At 56.8% G+C, this 15959-nt stretch carries 14 protein-coding genes and 1 tRNA gene; 5 read left to right on the top strand and 10 right to left on the bottom strand.

The genetic code is table 11. The features are described from left to right. Position 1 precedes the first annotated feature (1 nt). Positions 2–2977, bottom strand: coding sequence for a ribosome-associated ATPase/putative transporter RbbA (gene rbbA / locus BG910_RS01740; RefSeq protein ID WP_089035354.1), 2976 nt, complete (start codon positions 2975–2977; stop codon positions 2–4). Positions 2978–3315: 338 nt separating this feature from the next. Between rbbA and BG910_RS01735 the strand changes: the two genes are divergently transcribed. Both BG910_RS01735 and BG910_RS12075 read left to right on the top strand, forming a co-directional pair. Next, positions 3316–3588 carry a bacteriocin gene (locus tag BG910_RS01735; protein ID WP_089035353.1) on the top strand — a complete coding sequence of 91 codons (273 nt, stop codon included), beginning with the start codon at positions 3316–3318 and terminating at the stop codon, positions 3586–3588. A 16-nt stretch (positions 3589–3604) separates the two neighbouring features. Then, the gene (locus BG910_RS12075) at positions 3605–3745 is read left to right on the top strand and encodes a hypothetical protein (protein ID WP_157694006.1); all 141 of its coding nucleotides are present in this window, start codon (positions 3605–3607) and stop codon (positions 3743–3745) included. A gap of 230 nt (positions 3746–3975) precedes the next feature. Here BG910_RS12075 and BG910_RS01730 read toward each other — a convergent pair whose 3' ends face one another. The 4 genes from BG910_RS01730 to BG910_RS01715 all read right to left on the bottom strand — a co-directional run bounded on the left by BG910_RS01730 (position 3976) and on the right by BG910_RS01715 (position 5872). Next, positions 3976–4947: an HlyD family secretion protein gene (locus tag BG910_RS01730; RefSeq protein ID WP_089035352.1), complete on the bottom strand. Its 972-nt coding sequence runs from the start codon at positions 4945–4947 to the stop codon at positions 3976–3978. A gap of 60 nt (positions 4948–5007) precedes the next feature. Then, positions 5008–5397, bottom strand: coding sequence for a hypothetical protein (locus tag BG910_RS01725; protein WP_157694005.1), 390 nt, complete (start codon positions 5395–5397; stop codon positions 5008–5010). A 39-nt stretch (positions 5398–5436) separates the two neighbouring features. Next, positions 5437–5646 carry a TetR/AcrR family transcriptional regulator gene (locus BG910_RS01720; protein ID WP_089035350.1) on the bottom strand — a complete coding sequence of 70 codons (210 nt, stop codon included), beginning with the start codon at positions 5644–5646 and terminating at the stop codon, positions 5437–5439. A gap of 150 nt (positions 5647–5796) precedes the next feature. After that, positions 5797–5872 (bottom strand) — tRNA-Glu (locus BG910_RS01715). Between the two features lie 116 nt (positions 5873–5988). Between BG910_RS01715 and BG910_RS01710 the strand changes: the two genes are divergently transcribed. From BG910_RS01710 to dcd, 3 genes are all read left to right on the top strand, one after another. After that, the gene (locus BG910_RS01710) at positions 5989–6888 is read left to right on the top strand and encodes a recombination-associated protein RdgC (RefSeq protein WP_089035349.1); all 900 of its coding nucleotides are present in this window, start codon (positions 5989–5991) and stop codon (positions 6886–6888) included. A gap of 91 nt (positions 6889–6979) precedes the next feature. Beyond that, a complete protein-coding gene (locus BG910_RS01705; protein WP_089035348.1) occupies positions 6980–7405 on the top strand; it encodes an MORN repeat-containing protein in 426 nt (141 codons plus the stop codon). 196 nt (positions 7406–7601) lie between these two features. Beyond that, positions 7602–8168, top strand: a complete 567-nt coding sequence (gene dcd, locus BG910_RS01700; RefSeq protein ID WP_089035347.1) for a dCTP deaminase — start codon at positions 7602–7604, stop codon at positions 8166–8168. Between the two features lie 180 nt (positions 8169–8348). Here dcd and BG910_RS01695 read toward each other — a convergent pair whose 3' ends face one another. The 5 genes from BG910_RS01695 to infB all read right to left on the bottom strand — a co-directional run bounded on the left by BG910_RS01695 (position 8349) and on the right by infB (position 15943). Beyond that, positions 8349–9104 (bottom strand): GNAT family N-acetyltransferase, encoded by a 756-nt coding sequence (locus tag BG910_RS01695; protein WP_089035346.1) that lies wholly within the window; start codon positions 9102–9104, stop codon positions 8349–8351. A 100-nt stretch (positions 9105–9204) separates the two neighbouring features. Beyond that, positions 9205–9954 carry a lysophospholipid acyltransferase family protein gene (locus tag BG910_RS01690; protein WP_089035345.1) on the bottom strand — a complete coding sequence of 250 codons (750 nt, stop codon included), beginning with the start codon at positions 9952–9954 and terminating at the stop codon, positions 9205–9207. Between the two features lie 303 nt (positions 9955–10257). After that, positions 10258–12087 carry a calcium-binding protein gene (locus BG910_RS01685; RefSeq protein WP_089035344.1) on the bottom strand — a complete coding sequence of 610 codons (1830 nt, stop codon included), beginning with the start codon at positions 12085–12087 and terminating at the stop codon, positions 10258–10260. 334 nt (positions 12088–12421) lie between these two features. Beyond that, on the bottom strand, positions 12422–12979 hold the full coding sequence (locus BG910_RS01680; protein ID WP_089035343.1) for a nitroreductase family protein: 558 nt from the start codon (positions 12977–12979) through the stop codon (positions 12422–12424). A gap of 147 nt (positions 12980–13126) precedes the next feature. Next, positions 13127–15943: a translation initiation factor IF-2 gene (infB, locus tag BG910_RS01675; RefSeq protein ID WP_089035342.1), complete on the bottom strand. Its 2817-nt coding sequence runs from the start codon at positions 15941–15943 to the stop codon at positions 13127–13129. Positions 15944–15959: the final 16 nt, after the last annotated feature.

Genomic DNA, 15959 nt, shown 5'->3' with positions numbered 1-15959 from the left:
TTTACCGCTCCTGTTTTTTCAGCAAGAGGCAGGATGCCGTGATACACGCCAGCGCAAACACGGCAATCACGGCGTATTCCTGCCGCAGATCGGCTGCGTTCAGCCCTTTGGTAAACGAACCTATGCTCACGTTCAAGTACCACGAAGCAGGGAAAATCTTGCCGAATACATAGGCGCTGCCGCTCATGGTGGAAAGCGGGTAGAGGAAGCCCGAATAATTGATGGCCGGCAGCAGCGTGCCGATGGCGGCTACGAAAATCGCCGCAAGCTGCGAGCGCACAAACGACGAAATCAGCAAGCCCATCGCGGTTGAGGCCGTTACCATCAGCAGCGTACCGAATGCCAGCCCGAAAAACGAGCCCTTGAGATGCACGCCGAACCACAAATTCATCACCAGCGCCAGCGAGAGGAAGTTCAACATCCCCACCGCAATATAAGGAAGCTGCTTGCCGATTAAATACTGCGGCACGCCCGCGGGCGAAATATAAAGATTCGTAATCGATCCCGTTTCCTTCTCGCGCACTACCCCGATGGCGCTCATCATCGCCGGAATCATCACCAATACCAGCATCATCACGCCCGGCGCAATCGCATTGATGCTGTTGAAATCCTGATTGTAGCGGAAACGCGGCACCACCTGCGCCGGCGCCTGCAACGACACCGGCAGCCCCGTTTCGCGGATTCCGTCCTGCGCATACATCGTCATGATACCGCCGATATAGCCCTGAATATTGGAAGCATTAAACGGCAGCGCCCCGTCGATGTAAAAACTCACTTCGGGCGTTTCACCGCGCATCAGCGCGCGCCCGAAGCCCGCCGGAATGTCCATCACCAACACCGCCTGCGAACTTTTCAACACCGTATCAATCCGGCTTTCGTCATGGATTTCAGGTTGCTGCAAAAAGTAGCGCGAACCCGAAAAATATTCCGCCAACTGCCGGCTCGCCACCGTCTGATCGCGGTCGAACACCGAAAATCTCAAGTTCTGCACATCAAACGAAATCCCCCACGCAATCGCCGACATCATAATCAGCGGTCCGCAGATGGCGAAAAACAGCCGGATTTTGTCGCGCAACAACTCTTTCGTCTCCCTCCGCGCGAACGCCCAAACGGTGGAAAGGGAAGGGCGGCGCGGGGGAGTGGAAGTTGGGTCAGGGTCTGGGCCGTCTGAAAGACGGGGTGTGGGTTGGGGTGGAGGATTTGATGGATCCGTATCGGCGTTTTCAGACAAGCATTTTTCAGACGGCATCGCTTGGACGGATGCCGGGCTGAAGCCTGGCCTACTTGGCTGTGCGGTTTGTTCGGAACCGTGTAGGCCGGGCTTCAGCCCGGCATTTTCATTTTCAACAGGGATGGATTTTTCAGACAGGCATTCATTTTCAGACGGCCTGCGTGGTTCGGCCTGATTCCCCGTCGGCGCGGTTTGCCCATCTTTCTCCGCTCCCTCCGCCTCAACCAGATACGCCACAAACGCCTCTTCCAAATCCGGCGCATTTTGCGCGGCGGTGAGTTGCGGCGGGGTGCCGACGGCGAGCACGCGGCCTTTGTGCATAAAGGAAATGCGGTCGCAGCGTTCGGCCTCGTTCATAAAATGGGTGGACACGAAAATGGTGATTTTGTCTTCGCGCGAGAGTTTCAGCAGATGGCGCCAAAACATATCGCGCGCGGCGGGGTCGACGCCGGAGGTCGGTTCGTCGAGGATGAGCACTTCGGGTTTGTGCAGGCAGGCGGCGGCGAGTTGGAGGCGCTGGCGGATGCCAAGTGGCAGCGCGGCGGGGGCGGTGTCGGCGACGTCGGCGAGCTGGAACTGCGCGAGCGCATCGTTGACGGCGGCTTTGCCCCTGCTGCCCATTTGGTAGAGTTTGGCATGTAAATCAAGGTTTTGCCTAGCGGTCAGCTCTTCATACAGCGAAAAAGCCTGCGACATATAGCCCACGCGCAGCCGCGTCTGCATATTGTCGGCGGCAATCGGTTCGCCCAACAGCTTGGCATCGCCCTCGGTTGCGCGGATCAGGCCGGTGAGCATTTTCATGGTGGTCGATTTGCCGCAGCCGTTGGAACCGAGAAAACCGAAAATTTCGCCTTTCCCGATGGTGAAGCTGACATGATCGACCGCGGTAAAGTCGCCGAAACGCTTGGTCAGGCCGTGCGCCTCCATTGCCGGCGGCTCGTCGGGATCGGGGACGAACGGCGTGATTTCCAGCCCGCCCGCGCCGGTCTGTTTTTCAGACGGCAGCATGGCGATGTAGGCTTCCTCCAGCGTTTTCGTACCGTATTGCGCCATCACTTCGCGGGTGGGGCGGCTGACCAGCAGTCTGCCCGCATCCATCGCCAGCAGGTGCTCGAAACGCTCGGCCTCTTCGATGTAGGCGGTCGCCACAATCACCGTCATCCCCGCGTGTTCCGCGCGCAATTCGTCAACCAGCGCCCAAAACTGGCGGCGCGAGAGCGGATCGACGCCGGTGGTCGGTTCGTCCAAAATCAGCAGGTCGGGCGAATGCACCAGCGCGCAGCAGAGGCTGACCTTCTGCTTCATGCCGCCTGAAAGTTTGCCCGCCGCGCGGTCGGGAAACGGCGCCAAACCCGTCGCGTCCAGCAGCCGTTGAATCCGCGCACGACGCTCGTTTGCCGCCATCCCAAACAGCCGCGCATGAAAATCGATGTTTTCGTACACCGACAAAGTGGGATAAAGATTACGTCCCAAACCCTGCGGCATAAAGGCGATGCGGTGCGACATTTCCTGCCGTACGGCTTTTCCCGCCATGTCGCCGCCGAACACGTTTACCGTGCCTGTCTGAATCTCGCGCGCGCCGGCAACCAGCGAGAGCAGCGTCGATTTGCCCACCCCGTCCGGCCCGATCAAACCGACCGTCGCGCCTTTCGGAATGTCCAGCGACACATCGTCAAGCGCAAGAGTCTTGCCGTAGCGGTGGGAGAGGGCGGAGAGGGAAACGGCGGGGGTTAACTCGGTATTCATGGTTGGGTTCTTGGATTTGGTTTTTCAGACGGCATTTCAGGCCGTCTGAAAGGATTGTAACTTGGGATGCAATTTTGACGAAATAGCTGTTTAGAACATGTTGGATTTTCATTCTAAGCCACACAGCTAAACAGAGTGACAAAAGCAAATTATCAAATAATAGAAAATGAAAATAATGTTATCAATATAATCAACAAATTAAAAAAATAACTCTAAATAATTTTAAACTTTTTCCTTTCCCGGCTGTCACTAATTAGACAAGAAACTCCGCAAAAATAATGCAGATTCCTTGTACTCCTAGTTAATTACCCCAAAGGAATATATTATGTATATTTATTATGTATATTATTTTAGATGAAAATGAAATGAATCAAGTTTCTGGCGGCTGGGTTGCCAATGCAGTAGGCGGGATAGCCGGTGCATACGGTGCAGGGTATGGCTATCTTGCAGGTGGAGGCAAAGACCCAAACAAATTTTTAGGTGCTGTGGCGATTGGCGGCTTAAGTGGGGCATTCAGTCCGGTTAACGGTATCCGCTCGGCGGCGATGACTGCAGGTGGAGCTTTTACTACTAGTGCTGTTGCTACTGCAGTAGGTAGCCCGTATTTCTAGTATGAAAAAAGGGTTTGTGTTACTATTAAGTGTAACGGTAGCCGCCGCTGCAGTAGCAATGGCAATGAAACATCTGTTTCCAGGGAAGGATATGTTTTATTGGCAGATGGCGGTCAGTATGCTGATTACGATTATCCTTATCCGCCTGTTCCGCTGACGCTAAACCTTAAAGCAAGTATTTCTGTTTTTTTATACAGGCCGTCTGAAACTTTTTAGGCGGTGCAAACGGTAGGCTTCGGCCTGCCGTTTTATTTTATGAACACATTGCCACCAAACCCACTTCAGCCGCAGGTCGGACACTTTTTCCCGACATTTCCCGCATATTTCCAAACATGGCGGAAGATTCTAGTAGCGTCGGGCACGAATGCCCGACCTATGCCAGCAAACTCACTTCGGCAGTTTCACCGCCAAATCCGCCGGCCATGCCGCTTTCGCATCGGTTTTCACAAACCCGTTGCCCGTCATGCCGCCTTTGAGCAGGCGGTTGTATTTGAGGGCGGTGTCGGCGGGGATTTTCAGTTTCACTTTAAACATCAGCTTGGCGCGTTCGTCGGCGGTTTCCACCGCTTTGGGCGTGAACTGCGCGTCGGTGGCGATGAAGCTGATTTTGGCGGGGAACACGGCGTTGAGGCTGTCGAGGCGGATGCGTGCGTCGTCGCCGGTTTTCAGACGGCCTGCCTGACCGTTGGGCAGGAAAATGTTCATCGAAACGTCGGCGGGGTCGAGCAGGCTGACGACTTTGCTGCCGGCGGCAATCACGCTGCCGGTTTCGGCGATTTTGTATTCCACCCGCCCCGCTTTCGGGCTGCGGATGGTCATGTCGCCGTCGGCGGAGGCCGCTTCGTTAATCTGCGCCTGCGCGGCGTTGACCGCGGCCTGCGCTTCGGCCTGCGCGGCGCGGGCGGCTTCAACCTGCGCGGCGGCGCTGTCGCGTTCGGCTTTGCGGCGGCGCACTTCGGAATCGGACACCAAATCGTCGCGTTTGAGTTCCAGCGCGTTGTCCCACTCCATCTGCGCCACTTTCTGCCGCTGTGCCAAAGCCTTCATCTCCGCCGCCGCCCGCGTCGCGCTCTCGACCGCCCGCTGTTTCTGCGCTTTGGCGGCTTCGACGCGGCTGCTGCTGGTGTCGGACGAGAGTTTCGCCAACACGTCGCCCGCAGCCACTTCGCTGCCTTCGTCCACAAGCATTTCTTCGACGCGGCCGGGATAGAGGCTGGCGATATCAAAACGGTTCAGCTCCAAGCGGCCGTTGGATTGGGCGATACCGGCTGGCAGGGCGTCGGTGTGCTGTCGGGTGTAGATATAGTAACCGCCCGCGGCAACGGCGGCGGCAAGGGCGAGGGGGACGAGTTTGTTCATAAGGGTTTCCGTTTCGGGTGGCGTAGCGGTCGGATGGTCAGACCGTCTGAAAAAACGGTTTCAATTCGATTCGGGCGCTTGCGCGGCATCGGGGAACAGCGCGGCAAACGCCCAGTCTATGCGCTGTTTGATGGCCTCGTCGCTAAGAATCTGCGGCGCAAACTGCCCTTCGAATTCAGACGGCCAAAGACCGCATCCGATAAGGTGGTCGCCGGTAATCATCGGGCCGTTGACAGACGACATTAAAAAGACAAAACGCTGTATCGGAACGTTTTTTGCTGCCTGCGCCGTTTTATCGGCTTGTCTGATCAATGCGAGCAGGGGTGCGACATGGCGCGTGGCGTGCTGCTTGAGAAAGCGGTTCACCGCCTCGTCACCGTAGGAGCTGTCGTCGAGTACACGGTTGATCCAGTTCAGATTGTCGCGCACAAACACTGCAATAAAAAACACCGCCTGCCGCAGCCGCTCCGGCGCCGTTCCGGTTTCGGCCTACGCCATCATGCCGGCCAGCGCGGTTTCGTATTTCAGCGTCAGAAGTTCGCCGATAAAGGCATCTTTGCTTGCAAAATGGTGGTGGAACATCCCCAAGCTCAGCCCCGTTTCGGCGGCCAGCAGGCGGACGGTCAGCTTTTGGCAGCCGTATTGCGGATACAGGCGCAGACCGGGTTCGAGAAATCGGGTGCGGGTGTTTTCAGTCATTTCAGGATTGGACAGGCGTTCATTGGTCAGGCGTCCAGTATAGGCCGTCTGAAAAATGCGGGCAAGGGGGGAAAGGTAAAACGCAGGTTTTCAGACGGCCTGCAAACGCAAAAAAGCCCCGCATTGATGCGGAGCTTTTCATTCAAAATCTGGCACGCCCACGGGGATTCGAACCCCGGTTGCCGCCGTGAAAGGGCAGTGTCCTAGGCCTCTAGACGATGGGCGCGTACCGGGCGCAACTATACCGAAACGCCGTTGTGCTGTCAATCCCGGCAGCCGGCGGGTTTTTCAGACGGCCTGCGAATCTGTATAATGCTGCGGTTTTCACTCAAGGACGCAATCATGTGGTTTAAGCAGATCAGTTTTTATCCGCTCGACAAAGACAAGCTGCCCGATTTGGACAAGCTTGCCGTCAAACTCGAAGAAGAAAAATTCGCCCGCTGTCAGGGTTTGGACTGGTTCAGCGAGGGGTTTTCCGCACCGGTTTCCTTTTCGCCCGAGCTGGTTTTCCCTGCCGACTACACTTGGCGCGTGGCCTTGAAAAAAGAGGAAAAAGTCTTGCCCGCCGGTGTGATCCGCGATATTTTGGACGAGAAAGTCGCCGAAATTCAGAATAACGAAGCGCGCAATGTCGGCCGCAAGGAAAAACAGGAATTGAAAGAACAGATTACCGACGATCTGCTGCCGCGCGCGTTTACCCGCAGCGGTACGACGCAGGCGGTTTTCGATACGCGCCGCGGTTTTCTGCTGGTCAACAACGCTTCGTCGGCGAAAGCGGAAAACGTGCTGACCAAACTGCGCGAGGCCTTGGGCGGCTTGGAAGCGCGCCTGCCGAACACCAAGCAGTCGCCTTCGTCGCTGATGACGTCGTGGCTGCTCGACGGCGCCTGCGGCGGCGGTTTTGAATTGGACAGCGATTGCGAATTGAAAGGCACGGGTGATGTGGCGCCGGTGGTCAAAGTGTCGAAACAGGATTTGACTGCCGACGAAGTGGTGCAGCACGTTAAAAACGGCAAAACCGTGACCCAGCTTGGGTTGGTGTGGCGCGAGCAGCTGGCGTTTGTGCTGACGCAGGATTTCACCATCAAGCGCGTTCAGTATCTGGATGTGTTGCAGGAAGAGGCCGAAAGCAGCGGCGACGATGCCGCCAGCCTCGAATTTGCTTCGCAGATTCTGATGACCGAGGCAGTGGCGACAATGCTGGAAGAGCTGGTGTCGTTGCTGGGCGGTTGGCAGGAATAAGTTTTTCAGACGGCCTTTTTAAGCAGTCAGGCCGTCTGAAAACATCAGCCGCAAACGTCCATGCCGTCTGAAAAAACGAAAGGAACGAATTATGTTGAAACGCTTTATTTTCCTGCTGCCCGCCTTCGGCCTTGCCTTGCCCGCCGCCGCCGCCGTTATCGAGCCCTTTCAGTCCAAAGGCTGCCGCTACGAGGGCGCAGTCGGCAAAGACGGCATGCCGCAGGGGCAGGGCGCGTGGGCGTGTCAGGACGGGCGCAGCTACAAAGGCGGTTTTAAAAACGGCCGCTTCGACGGCAAAGGCGTGTACAGCGTGAACGTCAACCCCGCGAAAACTATCTTTATTGAGCCGTTCAACGTCAACAGCACCAAACTCAACAAAATGGTTTTGGAAGGCATGTTCAAAAACGGTTATGCACACGGCCATTTCAACGTCAGCCAAAACGGTGAGGCGCTGTTTGTGATGAAATTCGACAAAGGCGTGATGAAGGAGGCCAAGCTGGCAAACGCGAAAAAATAGTGGATTAAAATAAAAAACCTGTTTCGTTGGCTGCGGCCGGGCTCAAGGAGGACGGTTCACTAAGGCGCCGAAGCGCCAAGTTCATCTGTCCCGTACTGTCTGCGCCTTGCCGCCGTGTATCTTTTTTATTTTATTTCACTATAAAATTTCAGACGGCCTCAATGCCGTCTGAAAACCGACCCTAAGGAATCCCAAAATGAGCATCAAATCCGACAAATGGATACGCCGCATGAGCGAAGAATACGGCATGATCGAGCCGTTTGAACCGAACCAGATCAAAGAGGCCGACGGCAAACGCATCATCTCCTACGGCACGTCCAGCTACGGCTACGACATCCGTTGCGCCAACGAATTCAAGATTTTTACCAACATCAACAGCACCATCGTCGATCCGAAAAACTTCGACCCGAAAAACTTCGTTACCGTCGAAGACGACTGCTGCATCATCCCGCCCAATTCCTTCGCGCTCGCACGTACGGTGGAATATTTCCGCATCCCGCGCAACGTGCTGACCGTGTGCCTCGGCAAATCGACCTACGCCCGCTGCGGCATCATCGTCAACGTCACGCCGTTCGAACCCGAATGGGAAGGTTACGTTACGCTGGAGTTTTCCAATACTACCCCGCTGCCCGCCAAAATCTACGCCGGCGAAGGCGTGGCGCAGGTGCTGTTTTTTGAGAGCGACGAAATCTGCGAAACTTCGTATAAAGACCGCAACGGCAAATACATGGGGCAGACGGGCGTGACGCTGCCTAAGACTTGATACGGAACGAAACGGATTTTCAGACGGCCTTTCGGGGTTTCTTTGGGCTGCCGGTTTGTCCGCAAAACCATTAAGGGCAGCGTAATTCCGTCCTTGCCGTCCTTGTCCGTAAAATTGCCGTTTGACAAAAAACAATCAGGCCGTCTGAATTTCAGACGGCCTGATTGTTTTGCCGGACGATTACAAATCCTTAGGCGCGAAGCGTTGCAGGTAGCGGTCGCTCAGTTGGGCGATGTCCATCAGAATCAGCACATCGACGCAGTTGAATGCTTCATCGACGTAGGGTTCGCCGCAAATCCATGCGCCGGCTTTGACGTAGCCGCGGATGAGCGTCGGGCATTCGGCGCCGCGCACAGGGGAGAGCTTGTCCCACTGCATGGGGTTGAGCGATTTGACGCGGAACGGCTCGGGCGCGAGGTGTTTTTCTTTTAAATCCAAATAGATACCTGCGGCGTTGTGGCCGCCGTCGCGGGTGTCGATACTGCCGCAGCCGAGCATGTAGCGCAGGCCGGCGTCTTTCATGAATTTGACCAGACCACTCCAGAGCAGAGTGATGACGGCACCGTTGCGGTAGTCGGGGTGGATGCAGGCGCGGCCGAGTTCGACGGCTTGGGAAAGGATGGGCTGCAAGGGGGTGAGGTCGAACTCGTGGGCGCTGTACCACGAGCCGGCGGCGCGGACGGCTTCTTCGGTAATCAGGCGGTAGCAGCCGATGACTTCGCCGGTAGCGTCGTCGAAGGCGAGCAGGTGGTGGCAGTGGGCGTCGAGTTCGTCGGCGTCTATGCCTTCTTCGTTGTAGATGTCGGCGCCGAGTTCTTCGGCGAACACTTGGTAGCGCAGGCGCTGGGCGGCGCGGATTTCGGCGTCGGTTTCGGCAAGGCGCACGCTTAGGCCGATGCGCGGGGTGCTTTGGTTGAAAGTGGCGGCTGTGGTCATTTTTACTCTTTTCGTTGAAAAGCAGGTAAGGCAAAGGGGGCGTGGTTTTCAGGCGGCCTTTCTGATTTTTGCGGATGTTTCAGGCCGTCTGAAAAGATGTTCAGCCCAGTTCTTTCTGCTTCGCCAACAGCAAAGCATGGACTTCGGCAGCGCTTTCGCGGCGGTCTTCGTGCGGGGAAACGGGCGGGAGGAAGTGCAGTTCGGCTTTGCTTTCGGGCTGGCTGATGATCATGATGATGGACTGCCACAGGCTGATGTCGGTGTGGTAGGCGGAATGCGGGCTGGGCGAAGTGCCGTCGGGGTTGGGATAGCGGCAGAGGGCGGGTACGATGGGTACGCCTGCGTCGTATGCGGCTTGGAAAAAGCTGGTTTTAAACGGCAGGATGCTGCTGCCGCCGGTGCTCGTGCCCTCGGGGAAGAGGGCGACGGTATCGCCGTTTTGCAGGGCTTGGGTGACGGTTCGGATTTTTTCGCCGTTGCCGGCCGTGCCTTTGTTGCGGGCAACGTAAACGGTTTGCGCCTGCGTGGCGAGGTAGCCGATCACCGGCCATCCGGCGACATCGTCTTTGGCGACGAAACGGCCGGGGAACGCGCCGTTGAACGCCATGATGTCCATCCATGAAATATGGTTGGCGACGACAAGCTGGCCGTGGGCGGAAGAGGGCGGAACGCCGAAGGTTTCCAGCTTCATGCCGCAGGAAGCCATCACGCGCAGCGACCAAATCTGAATCGCGCGCAGCTTGCGGGTTTTGCTGTAGAAGGGAAAGAGGAAAAACATTTCGGCCATGCCGTAAAGCAGGCAGAGGACGATGCAGAAGAGGCGGAATGTAATGCGTAAACGGGTGTTCATGGTGTTTCAAGGCCGTCTGAATATTCGGTAACGGAGTATTCAGACGGCCTGTCGGGTTGTTTTTAGCAGTTAAAATCGAAACGGCATTTTAACCCGCTGCGGCGGGCGTGGCAATTTCAAGGCGTTACAAATGGTTGTTTTCAGACGGCTTGTGGGTGGCTGAAAGGTTTATTGCTTTTCAGACGGCATTATCATTCGGACGGTTATGCTTTGCTTGGGACAAAGCTAACCGTCCCTACGCTTGCTTCGGGCTGCATGGTTCAAACTCCTGCGGCAAGTCCGTGTTTCCCGTTTGGAAACGCTTTACAAAATCCCCGCGTTATCCGCCGCATCGGGAATATTCACCGCATCCGCGCAGGCGCTGCTGTAACCGGAAATTTCGCTGATGTTGTGGGTTTTGCCGTTGTCAAAGCGGATTTTTTGCAGTGCGGGGGTGTCGGCTTTGCCGTCGCCGTTACTGTCGGTCAGGCTGATGCTGACGCTGTCGGCACTGTTTTTTAGGCTGACAACGGCGTTTTCGGCGGTTTGGCTGTACACGAGGTCGGAAAGGGTGAGGCCGTCTGAAAAATGTAAGACGGCATTGGGGGTGGCGGATTGGGACTCGACGGTATCGCGGCCGTCGCCTTTGCCGAAGATTATGGTATTGGCGGCTTCCGAGTTGTAGAGGTCGGTGACGGTGTCGTTACCGGCGCCGCCTTCGAATACGGCGGTTTGGCGGTTGGCGGTGAAGACATCGTTGCCCGTGCCGCCGTAAAACGAGACTTCGAAAAAGTCGGACGCGGCAAGCTCGACGGTATCGTTGCCGGCACCGCCGTAAATCAGGCGGTCGGTGTTGTATGGGCTGTTTTCGGTTTGGAAACTGCCTTCGGTCAGGTTTGCGTCGTTTTGCGATGTGCCGTAAACGATTAATTTGCCGTCTGAAAAACTGCTGACGGCGTGGTTGTGCAGGGTGGTAATCTGCCCGGGGTCGGGGTAGAAATGTTGCAGGATTTCGCCTGCGGTGTAGGTTTTGCCGCCGATTTGGAACTGATCGACCGCGCCGTGCAGGGGGCTTTGGTTGAGGATGGTCAGGGTGTCTGCAGTGCCTTTGATGCCGATTTTCCAAGTGTCGCCCTCGAGCAGCGGGGCGCCGGTGTAGCCGTAGATTTCGGGCATATTTTTGATCAAACTGCGGTCGTAGCCGCTGCTGATGTTCAACGTCAGATCATCGAGCGTGAGGCCGTTTGAAAATCTGACGGTGTTGGCGTTGGATTTGTGAAGCAGGAACTCTTCGTCGGGCTGGAAATTGTAGTCGAACAGCGTGTCCTGCCCGTAGTCGCGCCCGAAAAGATAGGTGTCGCTGTGGTCGCCGCCTTCCATATGGTCGCGGCCTGTGCCGCCGTCGAGCAGGTCGTTGCCCGTGGCGGCGTAAAGTTTGTCGTTACCCGCGCCGCCGTAGAGTTTGTCGTCGGGTTCGCTGCCCCAATAAGTCAGGCTTTTTTCGCTGATGACGTCGTCGCTGCCGTTGCCGTAGAGCGTGTCTTGGCCGTCTTTGCCGCCGCTGATGGTGTCGGCGTATTCTGTGCCGCGCAGAACGTCGTCGCCGTCGGTGCCCGTGAGCGTTTTGCCGGTTTTTCCGGCGGCGAGGGCGGCGGCGAAATCATGGGCGGCGTAGATTTTGCCGCTGACTTGGAAGGTGTCGGCAACGGCAGGACCGTCGGCCTGACCGACCAGCGTCATGCTGCCGCCTTTGGCGTCGATAACCCAGTTTTTCCCGACGGTTTTCAGCGTGATGTCTGCCAAACCGATGCCGTCTGAAAAGTGCACGCTGTCGCGGCCGATATTGGAAACGACGGTGTTGTGCCCTTTGCCGAACAGGTAGGTATCGTCACCGTTGCCGCCGTTGAGCATGTTTTGCCCGATGCCGCCGGACAGAATGTCGTTGCCGTTGCCGCCGTAAAGTTTGTCGTTGCCCGCATTGCCGTTTAAGCGATCGTTGCCCGCGAGGCCGAGCATGATTTCGGCGGCGGCGCTGCCGTTGAGCGTGTCGTTTCCTTTGCCGCCGGTAATAAATTTCAGCAGGGTGCCGCCGGTGCTGGCCGCAGGCGTGGCGGGAACGAGATGGTTTTCTGCAACTGTCTGTTTGGTCGTCATTTTGATGTCCGTTCGGTTGGGGCTGAGAATTCGTTATCAGACTGATTTTGGGCGGAATAGTTCGGAAAAATATAAATATAGTGAATTAAAATAAGAAAGATACAAGGCGGCAAGGCGAAGACAGTACGGGGTAGTACGGGACAGATGAACTTGGCGCTTCAGCGCCTTAGTGAATCGTCCTCTTTGAGCTCAGGCGCAGCCAACGCTGTAGATTTTTTATTTTAATTCACTATAAAAACAGGCGTTTTTTGCGGATGGAAACAATCGGTAAAAAAAATCGTCTGAGAATCCGCGCGCGTTCGGCGTTTTCAGACGGCCTGATTAAGAAACCGCCTTACCAGCGGCTGACAAACTGCGTCAAATCGGTATTTTTCGCGCCGCAGGTTTCCTCGCCCGGCGTGCCGACCAGAATCAGGCCGATGATTCTGTCTTTTTCGCCGCAGCCGAAGGCTTCGCGCAGCAGCGGGCTGTTTGTCCAAAGCCCCGTAATCCAAATATTGTCAAAGCCTTGCGCTTTGGCCGCCAGTTGCAGCGCGTAGGCCGAACAGGCGGCGCTGAGCATCTGTTCCCATTCGGGTTTGGGTTTGGGCACTTCCTGATTCGGTGCGAATGTCACGCCGATGACCATCGGCGCCATGTTGCCGACTTTTTCGGCTTTAATCATGGATTCTTCGCCGAAATTCAGCGCGGTAACGGTTTGGCGCAACAGCCCGCGAAAGCGCGCCATGCCCGCTTCGCTTTCAATCACGGTAAAGCGGAACGGCCGCATATTGCCGTGGTCGGGCACCTGCGTCGCGGCTTGCAGCATGATTTCGAGTTGTCCGGCATTCGGTGCGGGCGCGGTGAGTTTTTTAGAGGAACGGCGTGTGGTCAATAAAGTGAGGGCATCCATGATTCGGCTTTCGGGTTGGAATTAAGGAGTCTGTTTATAGCACAAACAGGCACAGCGGGAAACGGGAGAATGTTTGGATGTATGAAGAATGCTGTGATACGAAAAGGCCGTCTGAAAGTTTCAGACGGCCTCTGTTTCAAAACGGCTTTACAGCGAGCGCGCGACTTCGACGATGTCGAAGCATTCGAGCTGGTCGCCTTCCATGATGTCGTTGTAGCCCTTAATCATCAGGCCGCACTCAAAGCCCATTTTGACTTCTTTAACGTCGTCTTTATAGCGTTTGAGCGAGGAAAGTTCGCCGGTGTGGATGACCACGTTGTTGCGGATCAGGCGGATGTGCGAATCGCGTTTGACGACGCCGTCTGTCACCATACAGCCGGCGATGTTGCCGACTTTGGAAACGCTGATGACCTGGCGGATTTCGACCGTGCCGGTAACCTGCTCTTTTTCTTCCGGCGCGAGCATACCGCTCATGGCGGCTTTCACGTCGTCGATGGCATCGTAGATGATGTTGTAGTAGCGGATTTCGACATCTTCGGTTTCGGCCAGTTTGCGCGCAGTAGTGTCGGCGCGGACGTTAAAGCCGATAATCACGGCGCCTGATGCAATCGCAAGGTTGACGTCGCTCTCGGTAATGCCGCCGACGCCGCTGTGCAAGACCTGCACTTTGACTTCGTCGGTCGAGAGTTTTTTCAGGCTGCCGGAAAGGGCTTCGTAAGAACCCTGCACGTCGGCTTTGATGATGACCGGCAGCGACTGCGCCTGGTTTTCGCCCATGTTGTTGAACATGTTTTCCAGCTTGGCGGCCTGCTGTTTGGCCAAACGCACATCGCGGTATTTGCCTTGGCGGAACAGCGCGATTTCGCGGGCTTTTTTCTCGTCGGCCAAGACCATCGCGTCTTCGCCGGCATTGGGCACGTCGGACAAGCCGAGGATTTCGACGGGAATCGACGGGCCGGCTTCGAGAATCGGTTTGCCGTTTTCGTCGGACATGGCGCGGACTTTGCCGAAGGCGGTACCGGCCAAGAGCATATCGCCTTTGCGCAGCGTGCCGCTTTGTACCAGCAGGGTGGCGACGGCGCCGCGGCCTTTGTCGAGGCGGGCTTCGACGATGATGCCTTTGGCCGGCGTTTCGACCGGGGCTTTGAGTTCCAAAACTTCGGCTTCGAGCAATACGGCTTCCAAAAGCGCGTCGATGTTGATGCCCTGTTTGGCGGAAACATTGACAAACTGTACGTTGCCGCCCCATTCGTCAGGCACGACTTCGTGCGCCGTCAGTTCTTGGCGGATGCGCTCGGGGTTGGCGGCCTCTTTATCAATTTTGTTTACCGCAACCACAATCGGCACGCCCGCCGCTTTGGCGTGGGCAATCGCTTCGATGGTTTGCGGCATCACGCCGTCGTCGGCGGCCACGACCAGAATCACGATGTCGGTGGCTTTCGCACCGCGCGCGCGCATGGCGGTAAACGCTTCGTGGCCCGGGGTGTCGAGGAAGGTAATCACGCCGCGCGGGGTTTCGACATGGTAGGCGCCGATGTGCTGGGTAATGCCGCCCGCTTCGCCCTGAACCACTTTGGCACGGCGGATGTAGTCGAGCAGCGAGGTTTTACCGTGGTCAACGTGACCCATCACGGTGACGACGGGCGGACGCGGCAGCAGTTCGGCTTCGACCGTATTTTCGGCGCCGTCGCTCAGGAAGGCCTCCGGATCGTCGGCGGCGGCGGGTTTGCCGATGTGGCCGAGCTCTTCCACGACAATCAGGGCGGTGTCTTGGTCGATGGATTGGTTGATGGTCACCATCATGCCCATTTTCATCAGCGCTTTGACGACTTCTACGCCTTTCACCGCCATTTTGTGCGCCAAATCGGCCACGGTAATGGTTTCGGGCACCAATACCTCGTAAACGACAGGCTCGGTCGGCGCTTGGAAGGCGTGTTGGTTCGGCTCGAGTTTGAGCTGTTTTTTACCTTTTTTGCCGCCGCGCACGCGTTCTTCCTGACCCGCGCTTTGGTTGCGGCCTTTACCGCCTTTGCCGCCGCGCGGACGGCCGTCTGAATCGTCACGGCTGCGGCGTTCGTCTTTGCGGCCTTTGGCGGGTGCGGCGGTTTTTTCAGACGGCACGCTGCTGTCTGCCGCAGCCGGTTTGGGTTTGGACGGCTTGGCGGTACGCTGTTCGGCCAGTTTGGCTTCCTGCGCGGTTTTCGATTCCTGCTGCGCTTGCAGCTTGGCAGCCTCGCGGCGTGCCTGACGCTCTTGTTTTTCTTTCAACAAGGCTTCCTGATGGGCGCGCAAAGCGGCGGCACGACGCGCCTCTTCGTCGCGCTGAGCCTGTTCCTGCTCGCTGACTACGGGTTGCGGAACGGCAGGGGCGGCGGGAGCGGCTTTTTTCGCATCTTTGCTTTTGTCTTTTTTCGGCTTGTCGTGTTTGGGTTTCGCGTCTGCTTTGTTTTCAGACGGCACTTTTTCAGACGGCTTCCCTTCTGCTTCAACAGCGGCAACAGCCTCTTTCGGCGTATCGGCTTTCGCGTTCTGCGCCGCTTTCAAACGGGCGGCTTCCGCTTCGGCCTTGGCTTTTTCCGCCGCGCGGGCGGCTTCTTTTTCCGCCTCTTCCGCTTGGGCTTGCTGTTCGGCTTCTGCCGCCTCTTTTTGTGCATCGGCTTTGGCTTTCGCTTCCGCCGCCAAATCCTGCGGAGACGGAATATTGACCGAACGGCTGCGGCGGCGGGTTTCGACTTTCACGCCGTCCACGGTGCTGACTTCGGTTTTGGTGCGGCGGATGCTGATGGTCGCATTGTCGCCGCCGTGTTTTTTCTGTAAGTAACTTCTCAGAAGCTGTTTGTCTTCCAGCGTCAGGCTGTCGCTGCCGCTGGATTTGTTGACGCCGGCGCTTTTGAGTTGTTGCAGCAATTCGTCAACGGGTCGTTTCAGTTCGGCGGCAAATTGTTCTACGGTTGCATTACTCATTGTTTTTCACCCCCCC

The sequence above is a fragment of the Neisseria chenwenguii genome (assembly GCF_002216145.1).
Taxonomy (GTDB): domain Bacteria; phylum Pseudomonadota; class Gammaproteobacteria; order Burkholderiales; family Neisseriaceae; genus Neisseria; species Neisseria chenwenguii.
Note: the sequence above shows the minus strand (reverse complement) of the source record. Positions and strands in the feature narration are given on the sequence as shown.

Excerpts from the sequence above, each read along its gene's own strand:
- rbbA (WP_089035354.1), bottom strand. The coding sequence starts at position 2,977 with ATGAATACCGAGTTAACCCCCGCCGTTTCCCTCTCCGCCCTCTCCCAC.
- BG910_RS01735 (WP_089035353.1), top strand. The coding sequence starts at position 3,316 with ATGTATATTATTTTAGATGAAAATGAAATGAATCAAGTTTCTGGCGGC.
- BG910_RS01730 (WP_089035352.1), bottom strand. The coding sequence starts at position 4,947 with ATGAACAAACTCGTCCCCCTCGCCCTTGCCGCCGCCGTTGCCGCGGGC.
- BG910_RS01720 (WP_089035350.1), bottom strand. The coding sequence starts at position 5,646 with ATGACTGAAAACACCCGCACCCGATTTCTCGAACCCGGTCTGCGCCTG.
- BG910_RS01710 (WP_089035349.1), top strand. The coding sequence starts at position 5,989 with ATGTGGTTTAAGCAGATCAGTTTTTATCCGCTCGACAAAGACAAGCTG.
- BG910_RS01705 (WP_089035348.1), top strand. The coding sequence starts at position 6,980 with ATGTTGAAACGCTTTATTTTCCTGCTGCCCGCCTTCGGCCTTGCCTTG.
- dcd (WP_089035347.1), top strand. The coding sequence starts at position 7,602 with ATGAGCATCAAATCCGACAAATGGATACGCCGCATGAGCGAAGAATAC.
- BG910_RS01695 (WP_089035346.1), bottom strand. The coding sequence starts at position 9,104 with ATGACCACAGCCGCCACTTTCAACCAAAGCACCCCGCGCATCGGCCTA.
- BG910_RS01690 (WP_089035345.1), bottom strand. The coding sequence starts at position 9,954 with ATGAACACCCGTTTACGCATTACATTCCGCCTCTTCTGCATCGTCCTC.
- BG910_RS01685 (WP_089035344.1), bottom strand. The coding sequence starts at position 12,087 with ATGACGACCAAACAGACAGTTGCAGAAAACCATCTCGTTCCCGCCACG.
- BG910_RS01680 (WP_089035343.1), bottom strand. The coding sequence starts at position 12,979 with ATGGATGCCCTCACTTTATTGACCACACGCCGTTCCTCTAAAAAACTC.
- infB (WP_089035342.1), bottom strand. The coding sequence starts at position 15,943 with ATGAGTAATGCAACCGTAGAACAATTTGCCGCCGAACTGAAACGACCC.